20 protein-coding genes are annotated in these 23,676 nt (G+C 30.6%); 10 read left to right on the forward strand and 10 right to left on the reverse strand.

From position 1 onward, the window contains the following. The first annotated feature begins 7 nt into the window (after window positions 1-7). The 6 genes from C7447_RS10470 to C7447_RS10490 all read left to right on the forward strand — a co-directional run bounded on the left by C7447_RS10470 (window position 8) and on the right by C7447_RS10490 (window position 5,994). Complete coding sequence (locus C7447_RS10470) at window positions 8-445, forward strand: MarR family winged helix-turn-helix transcriptional regulator (RefSeq protein ID WP_148870462.1); 438 nt, start codon at window positions 8-10, stop codon at window positions 443-445. A gap of 1 nt (window position 446) precedes the next feature. Then, the gene (locus C7447_RS10475) at window positions 447-1,169 is read left to right on the forward strand and encodes a pirin family protein (protein ID WP_148870463.1); all 723 of its coding nucleotides are present in this window, start codon (window positions 447-449) and stop codon (window positions 1,167-1,169) included. A 103-nt stretch (window positions 1,170-1,272) separates the two neighbouring features. Continuing rightward, window positions 1,273-3,300, forward strand: a complete 2,028-nt coding sequence (locus C7447_RS10480) for an NADPH-dependent 2,4-dienoyl-CoA reductase (protein ID WP_148870464.1) — start codon at window positions 1,273-1,275, stop codon at window positions 3,298-3,300. Between the two features lie 210 nt (window positions 3,301-3,510). Continuing rightward, window positions 3,511-3,687, forward strand: coding sequence for a CAL67264 family membrane protein (locus C7447_RS14805; RefSeq protein WP_170245985.1), 177 nt, complete (start codon window positions 3,511-3,513; stop codon window positions 3,685-3,687). Between the two features lie 22 nt (window positions 3,688-3,709). After that, window positions 3,710-5,401 carry an energy-dependent translational throttle protein EttA gene (ettA, locus tag C7447_RS10485; protein ID WP_148870465.1) on the forward strand — a complete coding sequence of 564 codons (1,692 nt, stop codon included), beginning with the start codon at window positions 3,710-3,712 and terminating at the stop codon, window positions 5,399-5,401. 230 nt (window positions 5,402-5,631) lie between these two features. Continuing rightward, window positions 5,632-5,994 carry a hypothetical protein gene (locus C7447_RS10490; RefSeq protein WP_148870466.1) on the forward strand — a complete coding sequence of 121 codons (363 nt, stop codon included), beginning with the start codon at window positions 5,632-5,634 and terminating at the stop codon, window positions 5,992-5,994. Window positions 5,995-6,125: 131 nt separating this feature from the next. Here the strand turns inward: C7447_RS10490 and C7447_RS10495 are convergent, their stop codons facing one another. Then, window positions 6,126-7,370 (reverse strand): OmpP1/FadL family transporter, encoded by a 1,245-nt coding sequence (locus C7447_RS10495; protein ID WP_148870467.1) that lies wholly within the window; start codon window positions 7,368-7,370, stop codon window positions 6,126-6,128. 5 nt (window positions 7,371-7,375) lie between these two features. Beyond that, on the reverse strand, window positions 7,376-8,698 hold the full coding sequence (locus C7447_RS10500; RefSeq protein ID WP_148870468.1) for a DUF4270 family protein: 1,323 nt from the start codon (window positions 8,696-8,698) through the stop codon (window positions 7,376-7,378). Between the two features lie 286 nt (window positions 8,699-8,984). Between C7447_RS10500 and C7447_RS10505 the strand changes: the two genes are divergently transcribed. From C7447_RS10505 to C7447_RS10515, 3 genes are all read left to right on the forward strand, one after another. After that, window positions 8,985-9,980, forward strand: coding sequence for a Kelch repeat-containing protein (locus tag C7447_RS10505; RefSeq protein ID WP_148870469.1), 996 nt, complete (start codon window positions 8,985-8,987; stop codon window positions 9,978-9,980). Window positions 9,981-10,134: 154 nt separating this feature from the next. Continuing rightward, a complete protein-coding gene (locus C7447_RS10510; protein WP_148870470.1) occupies window positions 10,135-11,220 on the forward strand; it encodes a sensor histidine kinase in 1,086 nt (361 codons plus the stop codon). Next, a complete protein-coding gene (locus C7447_RS10515; RefSeq protein ID WP_148870471.1) occupies window positions 11,217-11,924 on the forward strand; it encodes a LytR/AlgR family response regulator transcription factor in 708 nt (235 codons plus the stop codon). Before C7447_RS10510 ends, C7447_RS10515 begins: the two co-directional genes overlap by 4 nt. 7 nt (window positions 11,925-11,931) lie before the next feature. Here C7447_RS10515 and C7447_RS10520 read toward each other — a convergent pair whose 3' ends face one another. From C7447_RS10520 to C7447_RS10540, 5 genes are all read right to left on the reverse strand, one after another. Continuing rightward, the gene (locus C7447_RS10520; RefSeq protein WP_148870472.1) at window positions 11,932-13,485 is read right to left on the reverse strand and encodes a PepSY-associated TM helix domain-containing protein; all 1,554 of its coding nucleotides are present in this window, start codon (window positions 13,483-13,485) and stop codon (window positions 11,932-11,934) included. A 2-nt stretch (window positions 13,486-13,487) separates the two neighbouring features. Next, a complete protein-coding gene (locus tag C7447_RS10525; RefSeq protein WP_148870473.1) occupies window positions 13,488-13,787 on the reverse strand; it encodes a hypothetical protein in 300 nt (99 codons plus the stop codon). A 2-nt stretch (window positions 13,788-13,789) separates the two neighbouring features. After that, window positions 13,790-14,122, reverse strand: coding sequence for a hypothetical protein (locus C7447_RS10530; RefSeq protein ID WP_148870474.1), 333 nt, complete (start codon window positions 14,120-14,122; stop codon window positions 13,790-13,792). A gap of 78 nt (window positions 14,123-14,200) precedes the next feature. After that, window positions 14,201-14,920 carry a DUF4198 domain-containing protein gene (locus C7447_RS10535; protein WP_148870475.1) on the reverse strand — a complete coding sequence of 240 codons (720 nt, stop codon included), beginning with the start codon at window positions 14,918-14,920 and terminating at the stop codon, window positions 14,201-14,203. Between the two features lie 58 nt (window positions 14,921-14,978). Continuing rightward, window positions 14,979-17,342: a TonB-dependent receptor gene (locus C7447_RS10540; protein WP_148870476.1), complete on the reverse strand. Its 2,364-nt coding sequence runs from the start codon at window positions 17,340-17,342 to the stop codon at window positions 14,979-14,981. Window positions 17,343-17,420: 78 nt separating this feature from the next. Between C7447_RS10540 and C7447_RS10545 the strand changes: the two genes are divergently transcribed. Then, entirely contained in the window at window positions 17,421-18,410 is a 990-nt protein-coding gene (locus tag C7447_RS10545; protein WP_148870477.1) for a helix-turn-helix domain-containing protein, read from the forward strand. Between the two features lie 87 nt (window positions 18,411-18,497). Here C7447_RS10545 and C7447_RS10550 read toward each other — a convergent pair whose 3' ends face one another. From C7447_RS10550 to C7447_RS10560, 3 genes are read right to left on the reverse strand one after another with little or no spacing between them, the layout of a single operon-like run. Next, window positions 18,498-19,085 carry a TetR/AcrR family transcriptional regulator gene (locus C7447_RS10550; RefSeq protein WP_148870478.1) on the reverse strand — a complete coding sequence of 196 codons (588 nt, stop codon included), beginning with the start codon at window positions 19,083-19,085 and terminating at the stop codon, window positions 18,498-18,500. Between the two features lie 24 nt (window positions 19,086-19,109). After that, window positions 19,110-20,507, reverse strand: a complete 1,398-nt coding sequence (locus C7447_RS10555) for an efflux transporter outer membrane subunit (RefSeq protein WP_148870479.1) — start codon at window positions 20,505-20,507, stop codon at window positions 19,110-19,112. Between the two features lie 4 nt (window positions 20,508-20,511). Further along, window positions 20,512-23,667: an efflux RND transporter permease subunit gene (locus C7447_RS10560; RefSeq protein ID WP_148870480.1), complete on the reverse strand. Its 3,156-nt coding sequence runs from the start codon at window positions 23,665-23,667 to the stop codon at window positions 20,512-20,514. Window positions 23,668-23,676: the final 9 nt, after the last annotated feature.

Below are 23,676 nucleotides of genomic sequence, written 5' to 3' on the forward strand. Positions count from 1 at the left end.
CAATATCATGGGGGATATAGCTAAAGACATTAATTCAAAATTTCCAAATCAAAAAGTTAAAGCGATAATTAATATAAGGTTTACAGCTAATTGGATTAATAATAAAGAAATTGTTTTTTTTAAGCAATACGGTCTTTCTCCACAGCAATATAATATTCTTAGAATTTTAAGAGGTGCTGGTGAGAAAATTAAAGTACAAATCGTTAAAGACAGAATGATTGAGCGTGCACCTAACGCAACACGTTTAATGGATAAATTGCTAGATAAGAATCTAATAGAGCGTATTCGTTGTGAGGAAGATAGAAGGGTGGTTTTTGTAAATATTACGGAAGAAGGATTACTATTATTATCAGAAATTGATAAAGCTTTTAATTTAAACTTATTAGATAATTTATCTGAAGAAGAAGCACGACAATTAAGTGATTTATTAGACAAAATTAGATAAAATGAAGTTAGAGAAACACACAGCAACCTCACGAGGGTATGCAAATCATGGTTGGTTGCAAGCAACACATTCTTTTAGTTTTGCCAATTATTACAATCCGAGTAGAATGCAATTCGGGGCATTACGTGTTTTAAATGATGATTTAATTGCTCCAAGCATGGGTTTTAGCACACATCCACATAAAGACATGGAAATTATAACCATTCCTTTAAAAGGAGAATTAAAGCATAAAGACAATATGGCGAATGATTGGTTATTTGTAAAGCCAAATGAAGTGCAAGTTATGTCTGCAGGAACTGGCGTTTTTCATTCTGAAGTAAACGGATCTTCAAATGAACATTTAAGCTTGTTTCAAATATGGATTGTGCCAAATAAAAATGGAGTAACACCAAGATATGATCAAAAGTTTTTTCCTTCGGAAGAAAGAAAAAACAAACAACAAATAGTAGTTAGTTCTTTTGATGATGAAAACGGCGGATTAAAAATTCATCAAGACGCATTAATATCAAGAATAGATGTAGACAAAGATAAAGAGTTTGTATATCATCTAAAATCCCAACATCATGGAGTTTATTTAATGAATATTGCAGGAAATATTTCTGTTGAAAATGATAATTTAAATTCTCGTGATGCCATTGCAATTTATGAAACTAATAGCTTTAATATTAAAGCAAATGAGTATTCAGAACTGTTAATGATTGAAGTTCCTTTAAAAGGACAGTAAGATTGAAAGAAACCTCGTAATTTTTACGAGGTTTTTATTTAGTAAATATTGTATCTTGCAAATTATTATGCATGCATAATAATTCTACAAAAACTAAGAAACGATGAGTAAATACAAACATATTTTTGAACCCTTAGATTTAGGTTTTACTACTTTGAAAAACAGAGTTTTAATGGGGTCTATGCATACAGGCCTTGAAGAAGAGAAAGGTGGATACGAAAAAATTGCAGCTTTTTATGCAGAACGAGCGCGCGGTGGTGTGGGCTTAATTGTTACTGGAGGAATATCTCCTAATGTGCAAGGTTGGACAGCCCCTTTCTCTGCAAGAATGAGTACTAAAAAGCATGCGCAGCATCATAAGGTAATTACAGATGCAGTACATAAAGAGGGGGGTAAAATATGTATGCAGATTTTACATGCAGGGCGTTACGGGTATCATCCGTTAAACGTTTCAGCATCAGCAATAAAATCTCCAATAACACCTTTTAAGCCATTCAAATTAAAAGAATCAGGAATTAAAAGAACTGTAAAAGATTTTGTGAATTCTGCTATACTTTCAAAGGAAGCGGGGTATGATGGTGTAGAAATTATGGGTTCTGAAGGATATTTAATCAATCAATTTATAGCAAAGAGAACCAATCATCGTGATGATGCTTGGGGAGGAAGTTATGAAAACAGAATGCGTTTGCCTATAGAATTGGTGAAACAAACCAGAGAAGCTGTTGGAAAGGATTTCATTATTATCTATCGTTTATCAATGTTAGATTTAGTAGAAAATGGAAGTTCATGGGAAGAAGTAGTTCAGTTAGGTAAGGAAATAGAAAAGGCAGGAGCAACGATTATTAATACAGGAATTGGTTGGCATGAAGCTAGAATCCCGACAATAGCAACTTCAGTACCGAGAGCAGCGTTTACTTGGGTAACACAAAAGATGAAAGAAGAAGTATCAATTCCGTTGGTAACTTCTAATAGAATTAATATGCCTGAAACTGCGGAAAAAGTGTTGGCAGATGGTCATGCAGATATGATTTCTATGGCGCGTCCGTTTTTAGCAGATCCAGAATGGGTTAACAAAGCAAAAGACGAAAAAGATGATGAAATTAATACTTGTATTGCTTGTAATCAGGCATGTTTAGACCATGTTTTTGAACAAAAAGTAGCTAGCTGTTTGGTAAACCCAAGAGCGTGTCATGAAACAGAATTAAATTACCTTCCAACAGAAAAGAAGAAAAAAATTGCAGTTGTTGGAGCTGGTCCAGCCGGATTAGCAGCTTCAACAGTAGCAGCACAAAGAGGACATATTGTTACTTTGTTTGATGGAAATAAAGAAGTAGGAGGTCAGTTTAACATAGCGAAACAAATTCCAGGGAAAGAAGAATTCTATGAAACTATTAGATACTTTAAGAAGCAATTAGAACTTCATAATGTAAAAGTGAAATTAAATACAATAGTTTCTGCAGATGAGTTGGCTATGGATAATTTTGATGAAATTATTTTAGCGACAGGAATAACCCCAAGAACTCCTAGAATTGAAGGGATAGAGAATGAAAAAGTATTAAGTTATATTGATGTTTTGAAATTAAAAAAACCAGTAGGAAAACGTGTAGCGGTCATAGGAGCTGGAGGAATTGGTTTTGATGTTTCTGAGTATTTAGCACACGAAGGCGAAAGTACTTCTCAAAATATTGATGCTTGGTTACAGGAATGGGGAATTGATAAATCTATGGAAGCAAGAAGTGGAATAGAAGGGATAAAATCGAAGATCCATCCATCACCAAGAGAAATTTTTATGTTTAAACGTAGTAAAGGAAAGTTTGGTGGAAACCTAGGAAAGACTACAGGCTGGATTCATAGAACGACTTTAAAGAAAAAAAACGTTCAGTTTATCAACGAAGTTCAATATACGAAGATAGATGATGAAGGGTTACATTATACTCAAAACGAAGAGCAAAAAGTATTGCCTGTTGATAATGTTGTAATATGTGCAGGGCAAATGCCTTTTAAAGAATTGTTTGAGCCTTTACAAGCTAAAGGACAAAATGTTCATGTAATTGGAGGTGCAGATGTTGCTGCAGAATTAGATGCTAAAAGAGCAATAGATCAAGGATGTAGGTTGGCGGCGACTTTATAAAGTCTTAAACAAAAGAATGAAAATAAAAAATCCTGTTTTTAACAGGATTTTTTTATGTGGTATTCTTAACCTTGATAAGTCTAAATAATTATCGATATTTGCAGTTCAATTTGCGCAAAGTATTGAGGCATTTTTTGGAGCTCTTAGAGTGCGATTGCCGAAAGACTGACCACCTTAGTGGGTGCGCCCAAAAACAATAATTATATGGCAATGAATAAAAATACAGTTTTAGGTTATGCAACTTTAGTAATGATCATAATGGGAGTGCTTCTTGTAGCATTAGCAGTATTTAAATACGATGAAATTGCGGGCTATGGATTTGGAGCTGTTGGATTAGGATTTTTTGCTAACGCCTGGGTTTTTAATGCGCTAAAAGGACGTGTGTAATTTTAAATAAACATAGATTAAAATGAGTGATGATAAGAAAGTAATTTTTTCCATGAATAAGGTTTCTAAAACCTATCAAAGTACTGGGAAACAGGTTTTAAAAGATATTTATTTAAGTTTTTTCTACGGAGCAAAAATTGGTATTTTAGGTCTTAACGGATCAGGTAAGTCTACCCTATTAAAGATTATTGCAGGTGTTGATAAAAATTTTCAGGGAGACGTTACTTTTTCTCCAGGATATAAAGTTGGGTATTTAGAACAAGAACCTCAATTAGATGAGAATAAAACAGTTTTAGAAGTTGTAAAAGAAGGAGCTGCAGAAACAGTTGCAATTTTAGATGAATACAACAAAATCAACGATATGTTTGGTTTAGAAGAAGTGTATTCTGATGCAGATAAAATGGATAAGTTAATGGCGCGTCAAGCTGAATTACAAGACCAAATAGATGCTTCTAATGCATGGGAATTAGACACCAAGTTAGAAATTGCCATGGATGCTTTGCGTACACCAGACTCTGAGAAAAAAATTGGTGTGCTTTCTGGAGGAGAGCGTCGTCGAGTAGCTTTATGTAGATTATTATTACAAGAACCAGAAATTTTATTATTAGATGAGCCTACTAACCATTTAGATGCTGAATCTGTACATTGGTTAGAACATCATTTAGCACAATATAAAGGAACTGTAATTGCCGTAACACACGATAGATATTTCTTAGACAATGTTGCAGGTTGGATTTTAGAGTTAGACAGAGGTGAAGGAATTCCATGGAAAGGAAACTATTCTTCTTGGTTAGACCAAAAATCTCAAAGAATGGCGCAAGAAAGCAAAACAGCATCGAAACGTCAAAAGACATTAGAACGAGAGTTAGAATGGGTGCGTCAAGGAGCGAAAGGTCGTCAAACAAAGCAAAAAGCACGTTTGAAGAACTATGACAAATTAATGAGTCAAGACCAAAAGCAAGTTGATGAAAAATTAGAAATCTATATTCCTAACGGACCTCGTTTAGGAACTAATGTTATTGAAGCAAAAGGTGTTTCGAAAGCTTTTGGAGATAAATTATTATATGAAAATTTAGAGTTTAATCTTCCGCAAGCGGGAATTGTGGGTATTATTGGTCCAAATGGTGCTGGTAAAACCACAATTTTTAAAATGATTATGGGAGAAGAAACACCTGACAGTGGAACATTTAAGGTGGGGGAAACTGCTAAAATTGCCTATGTAGATCAAAGTCATTCTAATATAGATCCTGAAAAATCTATTTGGGAAAACTTTTCAGACGGACAAGATTTAGTAATGATGGGCGGAAAGCAAGTAAATTCTCGTGCATATTTAAGTCGTTTTAATTTCTCTGGTAGCGAGCAAAATAAGAAAGTAAATACGTTGTCTGGTGGTGAACGTAACCGTTTACATTTGGCAATGACATTAAAAGAAGAAGGAAACGTTTTATTATTGGATGAGCCTACCAACGATTTAGATGTAAATACACTTCGTGCCTTAGAAGAAGGTTTAGAAAACTTTGCAGGTTGTGCAGTAGTAATTTCTCACGATAGATGGTTTTTAGATAGAATTTGTACGCACATTTTAGCTTTTGAAGGAAATAGTGAGGTGTATTTCTTTGAAGGAAGTTTCTCTGAATATGAAGAAAATAAAAAGAAACGACTTGGTGGAGATTTATTACCAAAACGTATTAAATACAAAAAATTAATAAGATAAAATTTTCAATTATAAAAAAAGGTTCACTAAATAGTGAACCTTTTTTTGTTTTCAAAATGTTAAAAATCAGTTAATTAAAAACATAAAAATAATTAGGACGTTATAATTTTGTAGAAAGGAAAAAATTGCGCAATTCATTTCTAGAATATACTACAATAGGAACTTACTTGATAAAAAAAGAAATGTATTTAAATGTAATTATTAGAAAAGAATTTTAAAAAGTAATCAAAATGAAAAACAACGTAAAAAAATTAGCTATCTTATTTATGCTTTTAAGCATAGGAAGTTTTGCTACAACATTAGAGCAAGATTTAAATGAAAATTTAAATTATAATGCAATTTTTAATCAACAACAGGATATAACTGCAACTTATAACGGTTATACGGAAAATGAAGGATATAAATTTATTTCGGAAGAAGGTAATGAAATAGTATTTCAATCGGCATCTTCTTCAATTTTAGAAGCCTTTGATTTAAGATCTGATTTACTAGCAGGTAAAAAATTTATTGTGAGATATACATCTTCTGAAGATGAAAAAGGAATAGTTTTTACCATCATTGAATTGCTTGAAGTGGATGAACCAAAAACGTAATTTAATCTAAAAAAGAACCCATAAAATATATTTTATGGGTTCTTTTTAATTAAAAATATACGCAATTTTTAGATTTTATATAATTTGTAACATGAAATATAAAATTATCTATAAAGAAATAGTTAGATATTCTAATCGATTTTTCTTTTATTAAACCAGTTACCAACAAAGTTTAAGTTTAATGTAATTTTATGAAAATTCTCTTGAATAAGATGGTTGTCAATAGTACCTTCTTTTCCATAAGAATAAGACAAGTTTAAAGTTGTTTTATTATTTTTTGCTAAAGGTAATCCTAAGCCTAATGAAAGAAAATAACTATCTATTTGTTGGTTAGAGATTTTTAAAAATCCACTATTATAATTAAAACCGGCCCTATATTTTACATTTTCCCAATAACTTAATTTTTTTTTTGATGATTTAAATTCTAGACCAAAAGCGTAAATAGATTGATTTACATAACGTTCATTGTTTTGTTGTTGATTAGTTTTATCCCAAAGTAATTTTCTATAATCTAAACTTGTTGTAAAGTTTTTATTTAGTTTAGAAGTAATTCCTAACCCGTAAGAAAAAGGAAGCTCGAAATCATCTAGGTCATTTTCAACTTCATTTTCAATACTTATTGAAGAACCTCCCGAAGAAGTTTTATAAGAAGTTCTTGTTTGTGTTCCGCTGAGCGATGTGGGTAATTCTAATGTTCCTCCAATTGTAGTTTCAGACCCTTTTATCGTAGGAAGTGTGTATTGAAAGCCTGTTTTAAACTTAACGCCACCATAATTATTTTGATCGCTAATAGAAACAAAAGAGCTTGTATATAAGTTACTTTCTTGATCTATTGAGCCAAAGAGAAAAGATAAATCTACACCAAGAGATAAGTTTTCAAGAACTTTAATTCCTGTTGATAAATAAAATTTACTCAACCCGCCAGTACCGGTTATTCTTGTAATATAGGTATCTGTAGATCCTTCAATTGGATTTTCTATATCTATAGTGTATCCTGTTTTTGTATAAGGTAAAAGACCAATTCCTACTCCCCAATCTTTTTTTATGGGAAAAGCAATAGCGATATGAGAAAAATTACCATTAGTGATATTTTCACTATTATTATTGGTTTTCAATGTTGAATATGTTCCGTTTAATCCAAATTCATATAGAAAGGATTTTTGTTCAATATTTCCTAAATTGGCAGGATTAAAAATATTTATTTCAAATTTATTTTTTTGAGCAATTCCTGTGTTTCCTAAACCTGTTAAACCACTTGTAGCTGTCTTATTTTCTACACCAAGACCAAATAAAGAATAAGGTGTGTTTGTATTGTTTTGTGCAACTAAAATATTTGCTGTACTAATTAATAGTAAAAATAATTTTTGTTTTAGCATTTTAATTAATAGTTTAAATATTTTACGGTTAATTTCACTTCGTTATTTGCATTTTTATCATTCTCAATAACCAAATCGTTAACTGTCTTATTATAATCACCAAACTGAATCATAAGGGCATAGTTTAAATCGTAATCTGAGTATAAAATTTCTTCTACATATCCACTTAAATCAATACTGTAATAGGTATTTTCATCAAATTCATCACTATTTTTGTTTAAAATGGCTGAACTAACATTACCATCTATATCTGTAAGTTCTTTTATAATTCTATTTTTATGATCTACGATATACACTAATAATGATTCTTCTAGCGGTTTGCTTTCATCGTAGCTGCCTTTTAAAGGAGTAAACGTTAATTCCGCACTTAAAACTGAACCAGTATCTGAAATATTTGAAAGTTTTTTTATTGAAGGAATTTCTATCCTAGATGAAATTCCTATTCCTGCTTGAGTAAAAATTAAATTGTTAGTATCTTCACTCAATTTAATTTCTTCTCCATTTTCAAACTCATCCACTATTGTAGTTGATAAATCTGTATCTATTGCGTTAAATTGTTTAGCGATACTAGAAATAACAAAATCCACATAATAACTATTATCTTCATCATCATCATCATGTATCGTATAATACAATCTCATACTAGAATTATTATCAGCACCTTTTGTTGAAGAAATATTAAAACCTAAAATGTGACTGTTTAATGTGGTATCTGGTATGATAGTTATACCTTTAAAATATTGAAGAAAATCATCAGAATTATTAATATCATTATCCATAATTTTGTTAAAAATATCTTCTCCTAATTCATTATTCATTGGTATGTATAAAGAATCTGTGGTTCTGTTGGGTCTTGGCGTAAAAGTAAGTTCTCCTAAAGATGCTGAATCGTAATCTAAGGTAGAAGTATTGTAAAAATCATCACCTTCTTCTGGTTTTACGGTTTCTATAATTCGATGTAATTTATAGGTTTGTATTTTTGTAGTATCACCATAATAATAAGTGTCATAATTTAAAATCATTCCAATAGAATCATAAACAGCATCAGAATCAATCGAAAAAGTAGAGGTTGTTAATTGAAGAAAAGATTTAGCTGTTAAATGCCCCAAATTTTCATCTGATAGACTTCCTAATAAAATACGGCTTGTACTAGATGTTACTAAAGAATCTAATTTAAAAGTGCCTGTTTTTATAGAAAATGTATCAATTACTCTTACTTGAATATCATTCTCTATAAAATCACTTCCAACAGAATAACTTTTAATTTCATCTGAAGAACAGGACATGCAACAAAAGGCACATAGAATGCCAAAAAATAGTAATCTCATTTTATTTTTTTTCAAAAATATCTAAGAGAGCACTTGCTTTCAATCGTAAAATATATAAACAACCTTATTTTATAGATAACCTTGTAAAAAAAATGTTAAATACTATAAAAGAAGCTTAATAAGCATTTGTCGACATTTTTAACTTGTAAATCTATATAAATAGATAGTTTGTCTATTTTGAGTTATTTTCTATTTGGGTGAAAATATATTTGACAAGCTTTAAAATAATTATGAGGTTAAATGCTTCATATGTAATTAGTTGTAATTAAATAAAACAAATAGAAAAATGAATTTAATAAAAAAAAGCAGTATTCAATTAATAATAATAATATTATTTATATCAATAACAGCATGTAATGGTGATGATGATGATGATGAATTTGGAAATTGGGTAGAAAGTTCAATTTTTGATGGTGATTCAAGGGCAAATGCCGTAAGTTTTACCATAGGAACCAATGGTTATCTTGTAACAGGTTATGATGGAGATGATTATTTGTCAGATACATGGGAGTATAATTCAGAAGATGATTATTGGACCAAAAAAGCCGATTTTCCAGGAATAGCAAGAAGTGGAGCGGTAGGGTTTTCAATAGATGGAAAAGGTTATTTAGGAACTGGATATGATGGTGAAGATGAGTTAAATGACTTTTGGGAGTATAATCCTGATACTGATAGCTGGACACAAAAAGCTGATTTTGGAGGAACAGCAAGATATGGAGCAATAGGGTTTTCGTTAAATAATGATGGATATATTGGTACCGGTTATGATGGTAGCGAGCAAAAAGATTTCTGGAAATATAATACGACTACAGATACTTGGGAACAAGTTGTTGGTTTTGGCGGTCAAAAACGTAAAGACGCTTCTGTTTTTACTATAGATAATATAGCTTATATAGGTTTAGGAATTCATAACGGTTCTTATGAGGAAGATTTTTATTCTTTTGATGGGAGTATATGGACAAGGTTGTCTGACTTAGACGACGACGATGATGATGATGACGATTATGAAATTTTATTAAGCAGTGGAGTAGGGTTTTCCATCAATGGTAAAGGATATATAACAACAGGAGTATCAGGTTCGATAACCACAGAAAGTTGGGAGTATACCCCATCAACCGATACATGGGAAGAACTACCAGCTTTTGAAGGCTCAGCAAGACAAAATGCATCAGCATTCACATTTGCTACTAGTGCATACGTTTTAATGGGTAGAAGTGGTAGTTATTATTTTGATGATGTATGGGAATTTAGACCAGATGAATTAGAAAACGAAGATGATTAATTTTTAAATATTAAGTATTATTTGTTATTTATATAAAAACAAGGTTAAGTTATTTAGGTGTCCTGAAGAATTTAAACCTTGTTTTTTTATGATAAAAACAACATTTTGTTAAGGTTCATTTAAGAACCTTCTCTTGTAATTTAGCCTTTAAATAATGAATAGATTGATTACTTTTTTTAAAAATACACCTGCTTTAATTATTCATATACTAATATGGGTAGTTTTTTCAGGAATTACTGCCACACATTTTTTTTTTAGGTTAGGTTTCGTACCTAATGATTTTTACATGAGAACCTCTATTTATATAGGAATTTTTTACATAAATTATTCTTTTTTTGTGCCAAAATTACTTCTTAATAAGAAGATTGTATCATACATTATTTTATCAATTGGTTTTATTTTAGTGTTTATTTATTTTATTGAACCATTAATTCCTCATCCCAAAGAATCTCCCTTTTTTCATAAAATACCAGATTTCAGAAAAATACCAAATACAATAGATATAGATTTAAAAAAAAGAAAACCAGGAATGGATTTTAAACTTTTTTTTCCTGCATTTCCATTATTATTATTGTTTTTTGCGTTAAGCACCAGTATTCGATTAGTCTCTGAGTGGTATAAAATGGAAAAACAAAAAGTTTTAGTTGAGTCACAAAAAATCACATCCGAATTGTCTTTTTTAAAAGCGCAACTTAATCCTCATTTTTTATTCAATTCATTAAATAGTATCTACTCCTTAGCAAATAAAAAATCAGACGATACTACTGTTGCAATTGTTACTCTTTCAGAATTAATGCGGTATATGATATATGAGGCCAATAAAAATACGGTTTCATTGCAAAGAGAAATTACACATATTAAAAACTATATTTCTCTACAGCTACTTAGGTTAAAAGACTCTAGTGGAGTAAGAGTTAACATTCATGGAGATTTAAATTATAAAATAGAACCTCTTTTATTAATATCATTTATAGAAAATGCATTTAAATACGGAACTGATTTTACAGGAAAAACCAATATAAGAATTAAGATAACTGTTGAAAACGAAAAATTAAATTTATATGTTTTTAATACTGTTTCCTACCAAAAGAAGGATGATGAAAACTCAGGAATTGGTTTAGAAAATATTAAAAACAGATTGAAATTATTATATCCAGACTCACATACATTAGAGATTCAGAGAGATAAAAAATCGTATGAAGTAAATTTAATTATAAAATTAAAAAAAGACCATGTATGAAGTGTATAATTATAGATGATGAGCCACTAGCAATTGAGTTATTAGAAGATTTTATATCTAAAATATCATTTTTAGACTTAGTAGCTTCTTGCTCTAGCGGATTTGATGCTACAACAGTACTTCAAAATCACAAAATTGATTTAATATTTACAGATATTGAAATGCCTGACTTTTCTGGAATTGATTTTATAAAATCTTTAGATTACAAGCCAATGTTTATTTTTACCACGGCCTATTCTCATTATGCAGTTGAAGGGTTTAATTTAAATGCGATAGATTATTTAGTAAAACCTATACCTTTTCACCGGTTTTTAAAAGCAACAACAAGAGCTCAAAATTTATTAAGCTTAAAACAAGAAGAACAACTTCCTGTTGTTAAAGAAGGAGTAACTCCTCAGTTTATTTTTGTTAAATCTGATTATGAAAACTTAAAAATAAATTTATCTGACATAAAATATATTGAAGGATTAAAAGATTACATCAAAATTTATACAGACAAAGACAAACCTATTTTAACCCTAAGTAGTTTGAAAAGTTTTGAAGAAAAATTAGGAAAATCAAACTTTATTAGAGTTCATAAATCGTATATAATTTCACTTAAATATATTCATTCGGTACAGCGTAATCGAATTATTATTGATAAAAAATGGATACCAATAGGATTGAATTATAAAGATGAGTTTATTAAGAAAATTGAAAGCTAGTAGAGTTTTAAACCTTATTATTATACTTTTTGGTTAACTTAAAATAAACATACAAAGTGGCTGAGGCTAAAAAAAGCCAAAATAGATCAACAAATAAAATTTGATGTTGTTGATTAGCAAATGTTTTCCAAATCCAATTTCCTGTAGTTAATCCGTTTGTGATAGGAACTAATAAGCCAAAAATGCTACCTAATAGCAAGTTGTATTTGTTCGTAAAATTATGGTCCTTTTTTAAGATAAAAAAAACAGTTAATAACAACCAACCAATAAAATAAAAACTATAAATAAATGACTGGCTCACAGGTTGAAAAACTTTTACAGCGATAAAAGATAAAGCCGTAATAGGATACATACTTAAGCAAATTGCTAAATAAATTCTTACCACCCGCTCATTAAAACGTCTTTTCCTTTCAGGAATATTCTTTTTATCTCTGGCTACCAACCAAATCATAACTCCAGAAATAATAACAAAGCAAGAAATAATACCTAATAAAAAACTAAATAATTTTAAAACATACCCACCATAATCTCCATAGTGAATTCGATATAAAATATTCTTTACACTCTCTAAATAAGAGATTTTTAGAGTTGGGTCTTTTTTAGAAACAAGTTCGCCATTACTCACTTTGTAAATAGCTTCTCCTGTTCCGTTAAATTTTGTTTTATAATTTAGATGACCGTTCACTAATACATGCATATTAGCATCTCCGTAGTTAAAAATATGTATTTCTATAACCTCAAAATCATTCCATAGGTCTTTGGTTTTATCCACAAACGAATTAACACTAAAATTAGAGGGGATTTTTTCGTTTGCAAAATCATAATGCGGATGCGTATAACCCAAATCTTCATAAAATTTTGTTTGATTTCCATCATAAAGGAATGAAACCGTTGGTGCAATTAAGATAATTTTTATCATAAAGAATGCCCCCGTAACAGCATATACAAATTGAAATGGAAGCTCAATCATACCTAATGAAGTATGTGCATCTGTCCATAACGTTTTGAGCTTAGCCATTGGTCGAAATAGATAAAAATTTGAGACTATTTTTTTCCAATGAACCAAAACTCCAGTAACAATAGCAAATAAGAAAAATAAAGCAATAAAACCAGATAAATAATATCCGATAGGATAGGGGACTTGTGCTAAAAAATGTAAACGATATAAAAATTCGCCTAATGTATATGAATTAATATATGTATGAGTTGTTAATTCTTTTGTATCTAAAGATAGGTAAGAGGAAGTATTAGATTCTTTAGGGGTCAAAGAATCTTTTGAAGCGGATAAATAAACACCAACTCGTTGTTCTATATTATATTTTTTAAGTTCTACATCTCTTCCATATAAATTATATTGCTTTCCAAGAGTATCTAAAGCACTGTCAAAGTCGAGTATCATATCGTCCGTAGTTTGTACGGTATGATTTCGCTCCCAATTCACAATTTCATCTCTAAAAAATGAAAAAGATCCGGCAAAAAAGATAATATATAATACAACACTAATAACAATTCCGCTAACAGTGTGCGTATGAAAAAGAATATTATAAGTTCTGTTTTTCATAGTTATAAGTTGATAGGATTATATAGTTTACCTAAATAAGTAATAATGGAAAATAAAATTGTTAATAAGAGGTACACCATCCAGATTTTCCAACCATTTTTTGAGAGAAAAGCGATAATCATTAATGCGATCCAAAGCATAAAACCAGTAAAAGAAGAAGTGATAATTACATTTACACGATCTATCCATATAGATAGCGCCAAGTGAAATGAAATAGTTACGAGATACGCTCCTAAAAAGCCAGCAGAAATTTTAGAAAAACGTTGCCAGTTAGATGATAAATATTTTTTGTTTGCAGGCATAATTAAAATAGTAAAAACTCGATACAAATTGATAATACAAAGAATAAAGCTAGATTTTTATAGGTAATGTATTTTAATGGAGCGAGTAAAATAATTATGCTTCCAATGGTCATTAAAGCAATAAAAAAAATGAGTGTTCCAGATGCTACTCCTAAAATTTGTATCATTAAATAAAGAGTAATTAACAAGAAAACTAAGCCTATTAATTTTGCTGTTTTTGTGTTTTGTTGAATTATATTCTCAATTCTAAAATGGGGATCAATAGTAACCTTTTTTGAAGTGCTATACAACACATAAAAGCCTAAAAATAATACAAGTAAAATTGTTGAAATCATGCTCTTTTTTTAACTGGAACAACTCTGAAGTTTTATTTCAGAGTTGTTTTTGAAAAATTCAAATTACTAATGAATTGGTTATTGATTAATGCTATAGGTTACACAATGCCAAATAAACTGATAATCTTCACCTTTATATTTTCCAGGAACTTCTTCTTTGATGGTTGTTTCAATAATATATTTTGTTTTCCAAGGGAGTTTAAAAGATACAAATCCGTTATCATCTGTATGCAATGTTTTAGACCAAAGATCTGAGATAAATACTTTAACTTCGTTTTTGGCTAAAGGTTTGTTTTTATATAAAACCTGAAGCTTAACTTCTTTAGGAGAATCAGAAACGTGCTTTACTGTAATTCCTTCATTGTTAGAAGCAACAGTATCTTGGTTTTTACCTCCAACCTGAATTTTTGTTACAGAATGATAATGAGTTTTAAAAATCCCGAAATCGTATTGGGTATAATCAACAACATCGATTTTATTGTTATTTAGAAGAACAGTGTACGTTCCTTTTTTGGTAGGCGTAAATTTTGTTGAATAATATTCTTCAAAAGCTGTTGTTTTTAACTCTGTTTTAGTGCCAGAAGGATCTACAACCCAAAGTGTGAAATCTTTCACTTTTGGAAAAGCCTCTCCATCCACTTTCTCAATAACATCATAATTATATTCACCAAAATAAACTCTAATTTCTTGCTCTCTATTTATTTTTCCTGTAGGACTGGTTTCAATCCATAAAAAATGAGCAAAAGTTTGCATGGTAGCAAACAGCGCTAATAAAATTGTTAAAATTGATTTCTTCATGATTCTTTATTTTAAAATCCTCACTGCTAATTAAAGCAGCAAGGATTTGCATTTAATATTAAAATTTATATGAAACAGATAATCTACCATTTATACCTGGTTCAGATTGCCAATATAAATAGCTACCATAATTTGCACCAGAGTATAAATATTCGTCTAAAATATTATTAATGTTAAGCCCAATTCTCCATGTGTCATTTTTCCAGTTGATTCCACCATCTAATCTAAAATAGTCTGGTAAATCGGTTTCATTGTCTGTCCCCCAAGCCCAAGAAGATCTGTCTATTTGATATTGGTATCCTAATGATAATCCAAAGCCTTTTAAAGCTGTATTTTTGTTAAAGTTGTAGTTTACCCAACCGTTTGTCATATGCTTAGCATGCCCAGCTATTTTGTTACCAATTAAATCAGGGTTAGTGTCTTCTGTAATTTCAACGTTAGTGTTTGCATAGTTTAATACTATACCTAACTCATCGGTAATTTGTCCTTGTAAGTCAAATTCAAATCCTTTTGATTGTACTTCTCCTAATTGTACTGAAAAAGGGTATGAAGTTATATTTCCATCTTCATCTGTTTGAGGATTGTCATAATCTGTGGTAGCAAGATTATTTTTGGTAATTAAATATGCTGATAAGGCTGCTTGAAGTTTACCATCAAAGAAACTTGTTTTAAAACCACCTTCATAAATAGTTCCTTCAACAGGTTTTGGAGTTTCTCCTGAAAACAAAGCCGCAGATTCAGCTAAGAATGATTGGTCATATAAACCATATACAGTAATTTGGTTTGTAATATCTGCACTTAAACCAACACGAGGAGTAAATTTATTCACAGTTTCACTGCCTTGTGGTGTTAATTGGGTATGACGACCTGCTAAAGTAAGTCTGATTTTATTATCTAAAAATTTTAACTCATCTTGTGCATAAAAAGAACGGATGTTGTTTCCGTAACCATATGATTTTCTTTGCTCTAGAGGAAGACTTCTGTCAAAAGTAGGATATACAGCGTTTCCATAAACAGGATCAAATGTGTTAAATGGAGTTATAACATCAATAGAAGCCGCCTGACTAAAATCTGCTATATATTCCTTTTCAGTAAAATCAAAACCAGCTAAAATATTATGTTCTACCCCACCTGTATTGAATTTACCATTTGTGTAGATTTGAAAATATTCTCCAGTGGAAATAGCATCCCCTATATTTATCCAACGATCTGCATTACCATTTTCATCAATAGAATAAGTCCAAGGAGTAGCTCCCTCTTGTTGGAAATTCATCGCAACATATTGAGCTTCAATAGACCAGTTTTCATTAAATTGATGTGAGAGTTTATTTAATATACTAACCTCTTTAATTTTAGTACTCGGAAAATTTTTATCAATCATGGTAAAGTTTCTATCTAAACTTGCATAACCTCTAGATACTGGAGCGAAAACATAGGCAGCCCCTTGAATCATGTCTAAGTTTTGGTATGAAAACTCAGTTAAGAAAGTTGTTTTATCGCTAATTTTATAAGATAAAGAAGGGGCTATACCGTATCTTTCTGAGTCTTCAAAGTCTCTGTGACTTCCAGTATGTTGATACATAACGTTTAAACGAGATAAAAAGCGCTTATCGTCTGTTAAGCTTCCACCTAAATCAACAGCTGCTCTATACGTATCATAGCTTCCAGCCATTAAAGAGATATTTGCTGTTTTTTGTTCAGTAGGCTTTTTAGTTACCACATTGTAAAAACCTCCAGGTTCACCTGCAGCCATCATAAATCCTGATGGACCTTTTACGAATTCAATGCGGTCAACCATAAACATATCTTCGGATAAAGGTCCCCAAGAATCTTGAATATTTACTCCGTTTCTGAAAGCTGGTAATCTAAAGCCTCTCATGTTAATTCTTGCAAAAGCTCCCCAGTGTTCAATATTACTAACTCCACTTACATTTCTAAAAGCACCTTCTAAAATATTAGTTACCATTTGATTTTCTAGTAATTCACTACTAACAATTTGTACGTTTTGTGGTAATTGTTTGATTGGTGTTTTTAAACGTAAACTTGAAGATGCTTTTTTTATAACATATGGATTTTTATGTCCATTAACCAACACTTCATTTAATTGTTCTTCATCTTCTTGTAAAGTGATTTGAGGTAAAGAAGTAGTTTCGTCAGCTTTAATTATAAAAGAAATTTCTTTTGTTAAATAACCTATAAAAGACACTTTTAAATTATAAGTTCCAGCTTTAATATTTTTAATTAAATATTCACCCGATGTGTTTGTAGTTGTTCCTTTACCTGTTTTTAAAATTGAAATATTCGCGCTTGTAATAGGTTCGTTATTTTTAGTAACAACACTTCCTTTTAAATCTCCTCTTTGTCCGAAAGTTATTCCAGAAGAGAATAATATAACTATAAATAATATTAAATTTTTAATCATTAGATTTGTTATTTGTATTTAGTCTAAATAAATTTGTTGCAAATTTAGAAAAGCTTATTACTAAAAAAATGACGTGATTTGGATAAAAAAAGACGTGATATCGAAAATTGTGGAATATTAGATTTAGCTCAGCTAAATCAGACATTTGTAGAGTGTATTTCAAAGAAAAAACAATCATCTATTGATGAAGGAGTTTTCTATAAAGAGTTTTGTTTATTACCAAAATTTGGAGAAGGAAATATAATAGAAATCACTTTTGAAGGAGTTGAGATAGCAATTTATAGATATACGCTAAGTAAAGATTATCTCGTTTATTTTAAAGGAGTAGAAGATGCAATTAAACTTTCTTTTTTATTAGAAGGAGAGAAAATCGCTTCGATGAATGAAGCAGCAGAGGACATTTTATACGAAAATCAAGAATCTTATATGGTAAGTTTAGATTCTTATAAAGGTGCTGTGAAAATTTCTGGAAATAAACCTTTAAATGAAATTCAAATTAAAATGACACGGGAATTTTTATATAAACAAGGTTTACCAGAAGATTTTAATTTTAAAAAATTTACGGATGATAGTCTTATAATACCCATTACAGATGAACTGTTATCTATTTTAAATAATTTACAAAATATTACTTTAAAAGGACTGTCTAGAAAAATATTTTTAGAAGCTAAAGTGTTAGAACTTTTAGCATTTCAAATTGATAATTATAAAAAGTTTAAAATAGACTTTGTAGAGGATTATAAAGACAAAACAATTAAAAAGCTGTATTTATTAAAACAATTTTTGAAAGACAATTTGCATGACAATTTTTCATTAAAACAATTGTCAAGAGAGTTTTTATTAAACGAACAGGTTTTGAAAAACGATTTTAAAAGAGTTTTTGGTAAAACAGTTTCTGAATATTTTTTCAACGAAAAGATGATTAAAGCAAAAGAATTATTAAGAAGTACTCAAATACCAGTATATGAAGTTGCAGAAGAAATAGGGTATAAAAATGCAACACATTTTAGTGCAGCATTTAAAAGAAGTTTTGGAGTAACACCCAAGAAATATAGGAGTATCTTATAAAAAAATTAAAACTTAAGTCAGTATGTAAATATACAAGTTATAAAAATATTTTAACTTCTAATTTTCTTCTGGTTAATTAAATAGTTGTTAAAAATAAGGGTTTGAATACTTTGAAGTTGTAATGCCTCTTAAATTATTTATTATTATATGCTGAAGTAATGTGTCTAAACTATGCTCATCAAAAAGATTTTTGTTTTGAAAGAGAACATTTTCCATTCTTAAAAAGTATAATTCACAGACCAATTTTAGATCAATGTTTTCTCTTATATATCCTATTTTCCGTGCTTCTATTAAAAATTGATGGACTGTTTCTAAAACAATTTCTGTTTTAAAATTTTCAAAAAGGGCATTGGCTTTGGGATAATATTTCTTTAAACCAAACAAAAAAGAAGGCTTAAAATATTCTAAATATTTTAAGCCTATTTTATAAATTACTATGATTTTTTCAATAGGATCTTCAATTTTATCAATTGCTTCTGTATATTCTTCTGTATAATTTTCTATTAAAAATAAAATACTATTTGAGACAAGATCTTCTTTGTTTTTAAAATATTTATAAATAGTCTTTTTAGAAATTCCCAAGTCTTTTGAAAGCTCATCCAAAGTAAAAGATTTACTTCCAAATTTTAAAAATTTAGTAATGGAGCATTCTAAAAGAAACCTTTTATTGATCATTTTTAATGTTTATAACGCTAAAAATTATTGCCAACCCCCACCTAGTGCTTTGTATAAATCCACAACAGATTTTAACTGATTGTATTTAATAGATATTAAACTTAACCTAGAGTTTAAAGCATTTTCTTGAGCAACTAAAACTTCTAAATAGTTAGCATATCCATTGTTTAATAATTCTGTTGAATATTCGCTGGCTAAATTATAAGCGTTATATTCCTTTTGTTTCACTTCAATTTTTTCGGTTACAGATTGATACGTAAACAAAGCATCTGAAACTTCTTTGCTTGCTACTAAAAAGGCTTGTTTAAATTGTAACCGCGCCTGTTCTTGCTGTGCTTGAGACACTTCGTATTGCGTTTTAATTTTTCTACCGTTAAAAATAGGCTGAGTTAAACCACCAACTAAAGTTGCAAATAGAGAATTTGTATTAAAAAAATTGTCAAAATCTAAACTTTGAAGTCCTCCTGAAGCAGATAAAGTAAGTGACGGATAAAAATTACTTCTAGCGACATTTGTTAGTTCAAAAGCTTGCATTAATTTATATTCTGCGGCCATAAGATCTGGTCTATTGCTCAATAATTGAGATGGCACACCGGTGTTTAAATCTGTTGCTATAACTTGACTTTCTAGAGTACTTCTATTTATATTTTCTGGCACTTTCCCCAACAAAATAGACATTGTGTTTTCAAGCAAACGCTCTTGAATTTTTAAATCGATTAAAATGGCCTGAGCAGTATACAATTGAGCTTCTGTTTGTTTTACACCAACTTCGGTAACATTTCCAGCATCTTTTAAAGCAGTTGTAGTCTCTAAACTTTTTTCTCTATTCCCTATGGTTTCTTCAGTGATTTTTATTTGCTCATCAGTAGAAAGTAATTGATAATAAATCGTTGATACTTGAGCTATGAGTTCAGTTTTAACTGCTTTATGTGCTGCAACAGTCTGTAAGTACGATGCATTATAAGCACGTTTATTGCTTCTTATTTTACCCCAAATATCTGCTTCCCAAGATAAATTACCTGCTAATTCGTAGGAATCTAACGAAGGGAAAGCGCTTCCAAACTGGCTGTTTTCAGAATTTTCTTGATGCGTATATTTTGCGCTTCCATTTAAAGTTGGAAAATACCCTGCTTTACCTTGTTTAAGATAAGCTTCGGCTGCTACTATTTGCTGTAAAGCGACTCTAATATCTATATTATTAGTCAATGCCTCTTCAATATAACCTTGCAATACAGGGTCTGTAAACATTTCTTTCCAAGGCACTTGAGCCATAGATAAACTGTCTTTAGAAATACTGCTTGTAAAATATTGCTCTTGATTTATTACTTCTGGTCTTACATATTCTTTTGCCGAAAAACAAGATGTTAATAGCATTGGAATACTTATAATTAGTAATAAACTATATATTTTATTTTTTTTCATTGTTCTAGTTTTCTAATGCGTTGTCTTCATTAATTATTTTTGGGACTGGAGCTCCAGTCATTTTTTCTTGTAGCCATTGGAATAGAATAAATAATATTGGAATTACAAATACTCCTAGAATAGTTCCTATTAACATTCCTCCAGCGGCACCTGTACCAATAGACCTGTTTCCTTCGGCACCAACTCCTTTTGCGAGCACAAGAGGCATTAATCCTAAAATAAAGGCAAAAGAGGTCATTAAAATAGGACGTAAACGTGCTTTTGCTCCGTCAATAGCTGCATTTACAATAGATTCACCTCTTCTACGACGTTGTGATGCGAATTCTACAATTAAAATTGCATTTTTAGCAAGCAAACCAATAAGCATAATCAGGGCAATTTGAAAATAAATATTGTTTTCCAGTCCTGAAAACTTCGTGCTTATATAGGCTCCAAAAACTCCAAAAGGAATTGAAAGCACAACTGCTAGTGGTAAAACATAACTTTCATATTGTGCACTTAATAAAAAGTAAACAAAAAGAATGCTAAGTATAAAAATAAAGGTTGTTTGGTTTCCTGCATTTACTTCCTCACGTGTTAAACCAGAATATGCAACTGTGTAGTTACTTGGTAATTTTGCGACTTCTTCTTCAATGACTCTAATGGCATCACCTGTACTAAAACCTGAATTTGTAGCACCTGTAATAGTTGTAGAATTAAATAGGTTAAAACGTGTTACCGACTGTGGACCATATACTCGTTTTAAGTTTACAAACTGTGTAATAGGTGTCATTTCCCCACTGTCTGTTCTAACATACATACTGTTTAACGCTTCTACGTCGGCTCTATCTTCTGGTAAAGATTGAATATACACACGGAATTGTTTTCCGAAGCGTGAAAAATCTGAGGCATAAACACCTCCTATATAACCTTGTAATGTAGAGAAAATACTGTTTATTGGCACTCCTTTCTCTTTCGCTAAAGGGACATTGACATCCATTTCATATTGTGGATATTTAGTGTTGAAAGAAGATTGTGCATATTGAATTTCAGGATGCTGCATTAAAGCTCCTGCAAACTCTTGATTCACTTTGTCTAAGTCTGTAAATTTACCTCCAAATTTATCCAATAAATTCACCTCAAAACCTGCAGAGTTACCAAACCCTCGAATACTTGGTGGCGAAAAGAAAATAATATTTGCTTTTGGAATAGAGCCAACAATACCAAATAACTTACCTGTAATAGCTTGAGTTGACAAAGATGGATCTTCACGATCTTTCCAATCGGCAAGTTTTATAATTCCAAAACCATAGTTTGTACCCGCACCACTAATTAAGCTTCGTCCTTTAATAAAAGATACACCTATAACTCCTGGTAAATTATTTACTTTTTCATATAACTCTTTTGTTACTTCGTTGGTTCTATCTAAAGACGCACCCACAGGTAATTCTATATTCGCAAAAATAATTCCTCTATCTTCATTAGGCACAAATCCAGTAGGAGTTGTTTTAGAAGCCCAAAAAATTCCCACAATAGCTAAAACTAATAATAAAGCTGGCACCCATTTTCTTTTGTATAAAAATTGAAGTGAGTTTCCATATTTCTCTATCGTTGCATTAAATCCGCGGTTAAAAAGTGTGTAAAAACGTTGTATTGGGCTTTTGCTTTTTAATTCCTCACCATCTGTATGTGTTTTTAACAATAATGCACATAAAGCAGGACTTAACGTTAGGGCGTTAACTGCCGATATTAAAATAGCGATAATTAAAGTAACTCCAAATTGTTTGTAAAACACACCTGTTGGCCCAGTTACAAAGGTTACTGGAATGAATACAGCAGCCATTACCAAAGTAATAGAAACAATAGCTCCTGATATTTCGCTCATTGCTTTTACCGTTGCACTTTTAGGGTTCTTTTCTCCTGCATCCATTTTGGAGTGTACTGCTTCTACAACCACAATGGCATCATCTACCACAATACCAATGGCAAGAACAAGCGCAAATAACGTTAGTAAGTTAATTGAATATCCGAATACATTTAGGAAGAAAAAGGTTCCTATGATAGAAACTGGAACTGCTATTGCAGGAATTAATGTAGAACGGAAATCTTGTAAGAAGATAAATACCACGATAAATACCAGTAAAAAGGCTTCTAATAATGTGCTAACTACTTTATCTATAGAGGCTGTTAAAAACAGACTTGTATCGTACGGAATAAAAATATCCAATCCTTTTGGTAAATCCTTTTTAACACTATCTAAAGTAATTTTAATGTTTTCTATAATTTCTTGTGCATTAGAGCCTTTTGTTTGGAAAACTCCCATAAATACAGCCGGATGCCCTAAACTCATAGCATTAGAAGAATACGATTGTGCATCCAGTTCAATAGTTGCAACATCGTTTAAACGTAAAAATTCTCCGTTTCCAAGTGCTTTTACAATAATATCACCGTATTGCTTTTCTTCTTTAAATCGGCCGCTATACTTTAAAACATATGAAAATGCTTCACCATTATTTTCACCAAGAGATCCTGCAGCAGCTTCTAAATTTTGCTCTTTAAGTGCAGCAGAAATATCAGAAGGAATTAAATTATATGCCGCTAATTTTTCTGGATTTAACCAAATACGCATAGCATAATCTTGCTGAGAAAACACACTAACATCTCCAACTCCGTTAATACGTTGCAAGGCAGGAATCACATTAATTCTTAAGTAATTTTGAATAAAAGTAGCATCATAATCTTTATTTTCTGAATACAGCGATAAGAACATTAAGGCGCTCGTTTCTTGTTTTTGTGTCGTTACTCCTGTTTGAATTACCTCTTGTGGCAATAATGGATTGGCACGTGCTACACGGTTTTGAACATTTACAGCCGCAACATCGGCATTCATATTTTGATCAAAATAAACAGTGATGTCAGCTGTACCATTATTAGAAGCTGTTGAAGTAATATAAGTCATTCCTTCTACACCATTGATTTGCTCTTCAATAGGAATGATAACACTTTCTAAAACCGTTTCAGCATTGGCTCCAGGATAATTTGCTGTAACCTTAATCGTAGGAGGTGCAATATCTGGATATTGTTCTATGGGTAAACTCGTAATACTTATAAACCCAAGTAGTAATATAATAATAGAAATAACTGTAGAAAGTACAGGTCTTTCAATGAATGTTTTTAACATAACTTATAG

The organism is Tenacibaculum adriaticum, from assembly GCF_008124875.1.
GTDB classification, from domain to species: domain Bacteria; phylum Bacteroidota; class Bacteroidia; order Flavobacteriales; family Flavobacteriaceae; genus Polaribacter; species Polaribacter adriaticus.

What these genes read in the sequence shown, in the direction of transcription:
- C7447_RS10470 (WP_148870462.1), top strand. Translation starts at nt 8, where the DNA reads ATGGGGGATATAGCTAAAGACATTAATTCAAAATTTCCAAATCAAAAA.
- C7447_RS10475 (WP_148870463.1), top strand. Translation starts at nt 447, where the DNA reads ATGAAGTTAGAGAAACACACAGCAACCTCACGAGGGTATGCAAATCAT.
- C7447_RS10480 (WP_148870464.1), top strand. Translation starts at nt 1,273, where the DNA reads ATGAGTAAATACAAACATATTTTTGAACCCTTAGATTTAGGTTTTACT.
- C7447_RS14805 (WP_170245985.1), top strand. Translation starts at nt 3,511, where the DNA reads ATGAATAAAAATACAGTTTTAGGTTATGCAACTTTAGTAATGATCATA.
- ettA (WP_148870465.1), top strand. Translation starts at nt 3,710, where the DNA reads ATGAGTGATGATAAGAAAGTAATTTTTTCCATGAATAAGGTTTCTAAA.
- C7447_RS10490 (WP_148870466.1), top strand. Translation starts at nt 5,632, where the DNA reads ATGAAAAACAACGTAAAAAAATTAGCTATCTTATTTATGCTTTTAAGC.
- C7447_RS10495 (WP_148870467.1), bottom strand. Translation starts at nt 7,370, where the DNA reads ATGCTAAAACAAAAATTATTTTTACTATTAATTAGTACAGCAAATATT.
- C7447_RS10500 (WP_148870468.1), bottom strand. Translation starts at nt 8,698, where the DNA reads ATGAGATTACTATTTTTTGGCATTCTATGTGCCTTTTGTTGCATGTCC.
- C7447_RS10505 (WP_148870469.1), top strand. Translation starts at nt 8,985, where the DNA reads ATGAATTTAATAAAAAAAAGCAGTATTCAATTAATAATAATAATATTA.
- C7447_RS10510 (WP_148870470.1), top strand. Translation starts at nt 10,135, where the DNA reads ATGAATAGATTGATTACTTTTTTTAAAAATACACCTGCTTTAATTATT.
- C7447_RS10515 (WP_148870471.1), top strand. Translation starts at nt 11,217, where the DNA reads ATGAAGTGTATAATTATAGATGATGAGCCACTAGCAATTGAGTTATTA.
- C7447_RS10520 (WP_148870472.1), bottom strand. Translation starts at nt 13,485, where the DNA reads ATGAAAAACAGAACTTATAATATTCTTTTTCATACGCACACTGTTAGC.
- C7447_RS10525 (WP_148870473.1), bottom strand. Translation starts at nt 13,787, where the DNA reads ATGCCTGCAAACAAAAAATATTTATCATCTAACTGGCAACGTTTTTCT.
- C7447_RS10530 (WP_148870474.1), bottom strand. Translation starts at nt 14,122, where the DNA reads ATGATTTCAACAATTTTACTTGTATTATTTTTAGGCTTTTATGTGTTG.
- C7447_RS10535 (WP_148870475.1), bottom strand. Translation starts at nt 14,920, where the DNA reads ATGAAGAAATCAATTTTAACAATTTTATTAGCGCTGTTTGCTACCATG.
- C7447_RS10540 (WP_148870476.1), bottom strand. Translation starts at nt 17,342, where the DNA reads ATGATTAAAAATTTAATATTATTTATAGTTATATTATTCTCTTCTGGA.
- C7447_RS10550 (WP_148870478.1), bottom strand. Translation starts at nt 19,085, where the DNA reads ATGATCAATAAAAGGTTTCTTTTAGAATGCTCCATTACTAAATTTTTA.
- C7447_RS10555 (WP_148870479.1), bottom strand. Translation starts at nt 20,507, where the DNA reads ATGAAAAAAAATAAAATATATAGTTTATTACTAATTATAAGTATTCCA.
- C7447_RS10560 (WP_148870480.1), bottom strand. Translation starts at nt 23,667, where the DNA reads ATGTTAAAAACATTCATTGAAAGACCTGTACTTTCTACAGTTATTTCT.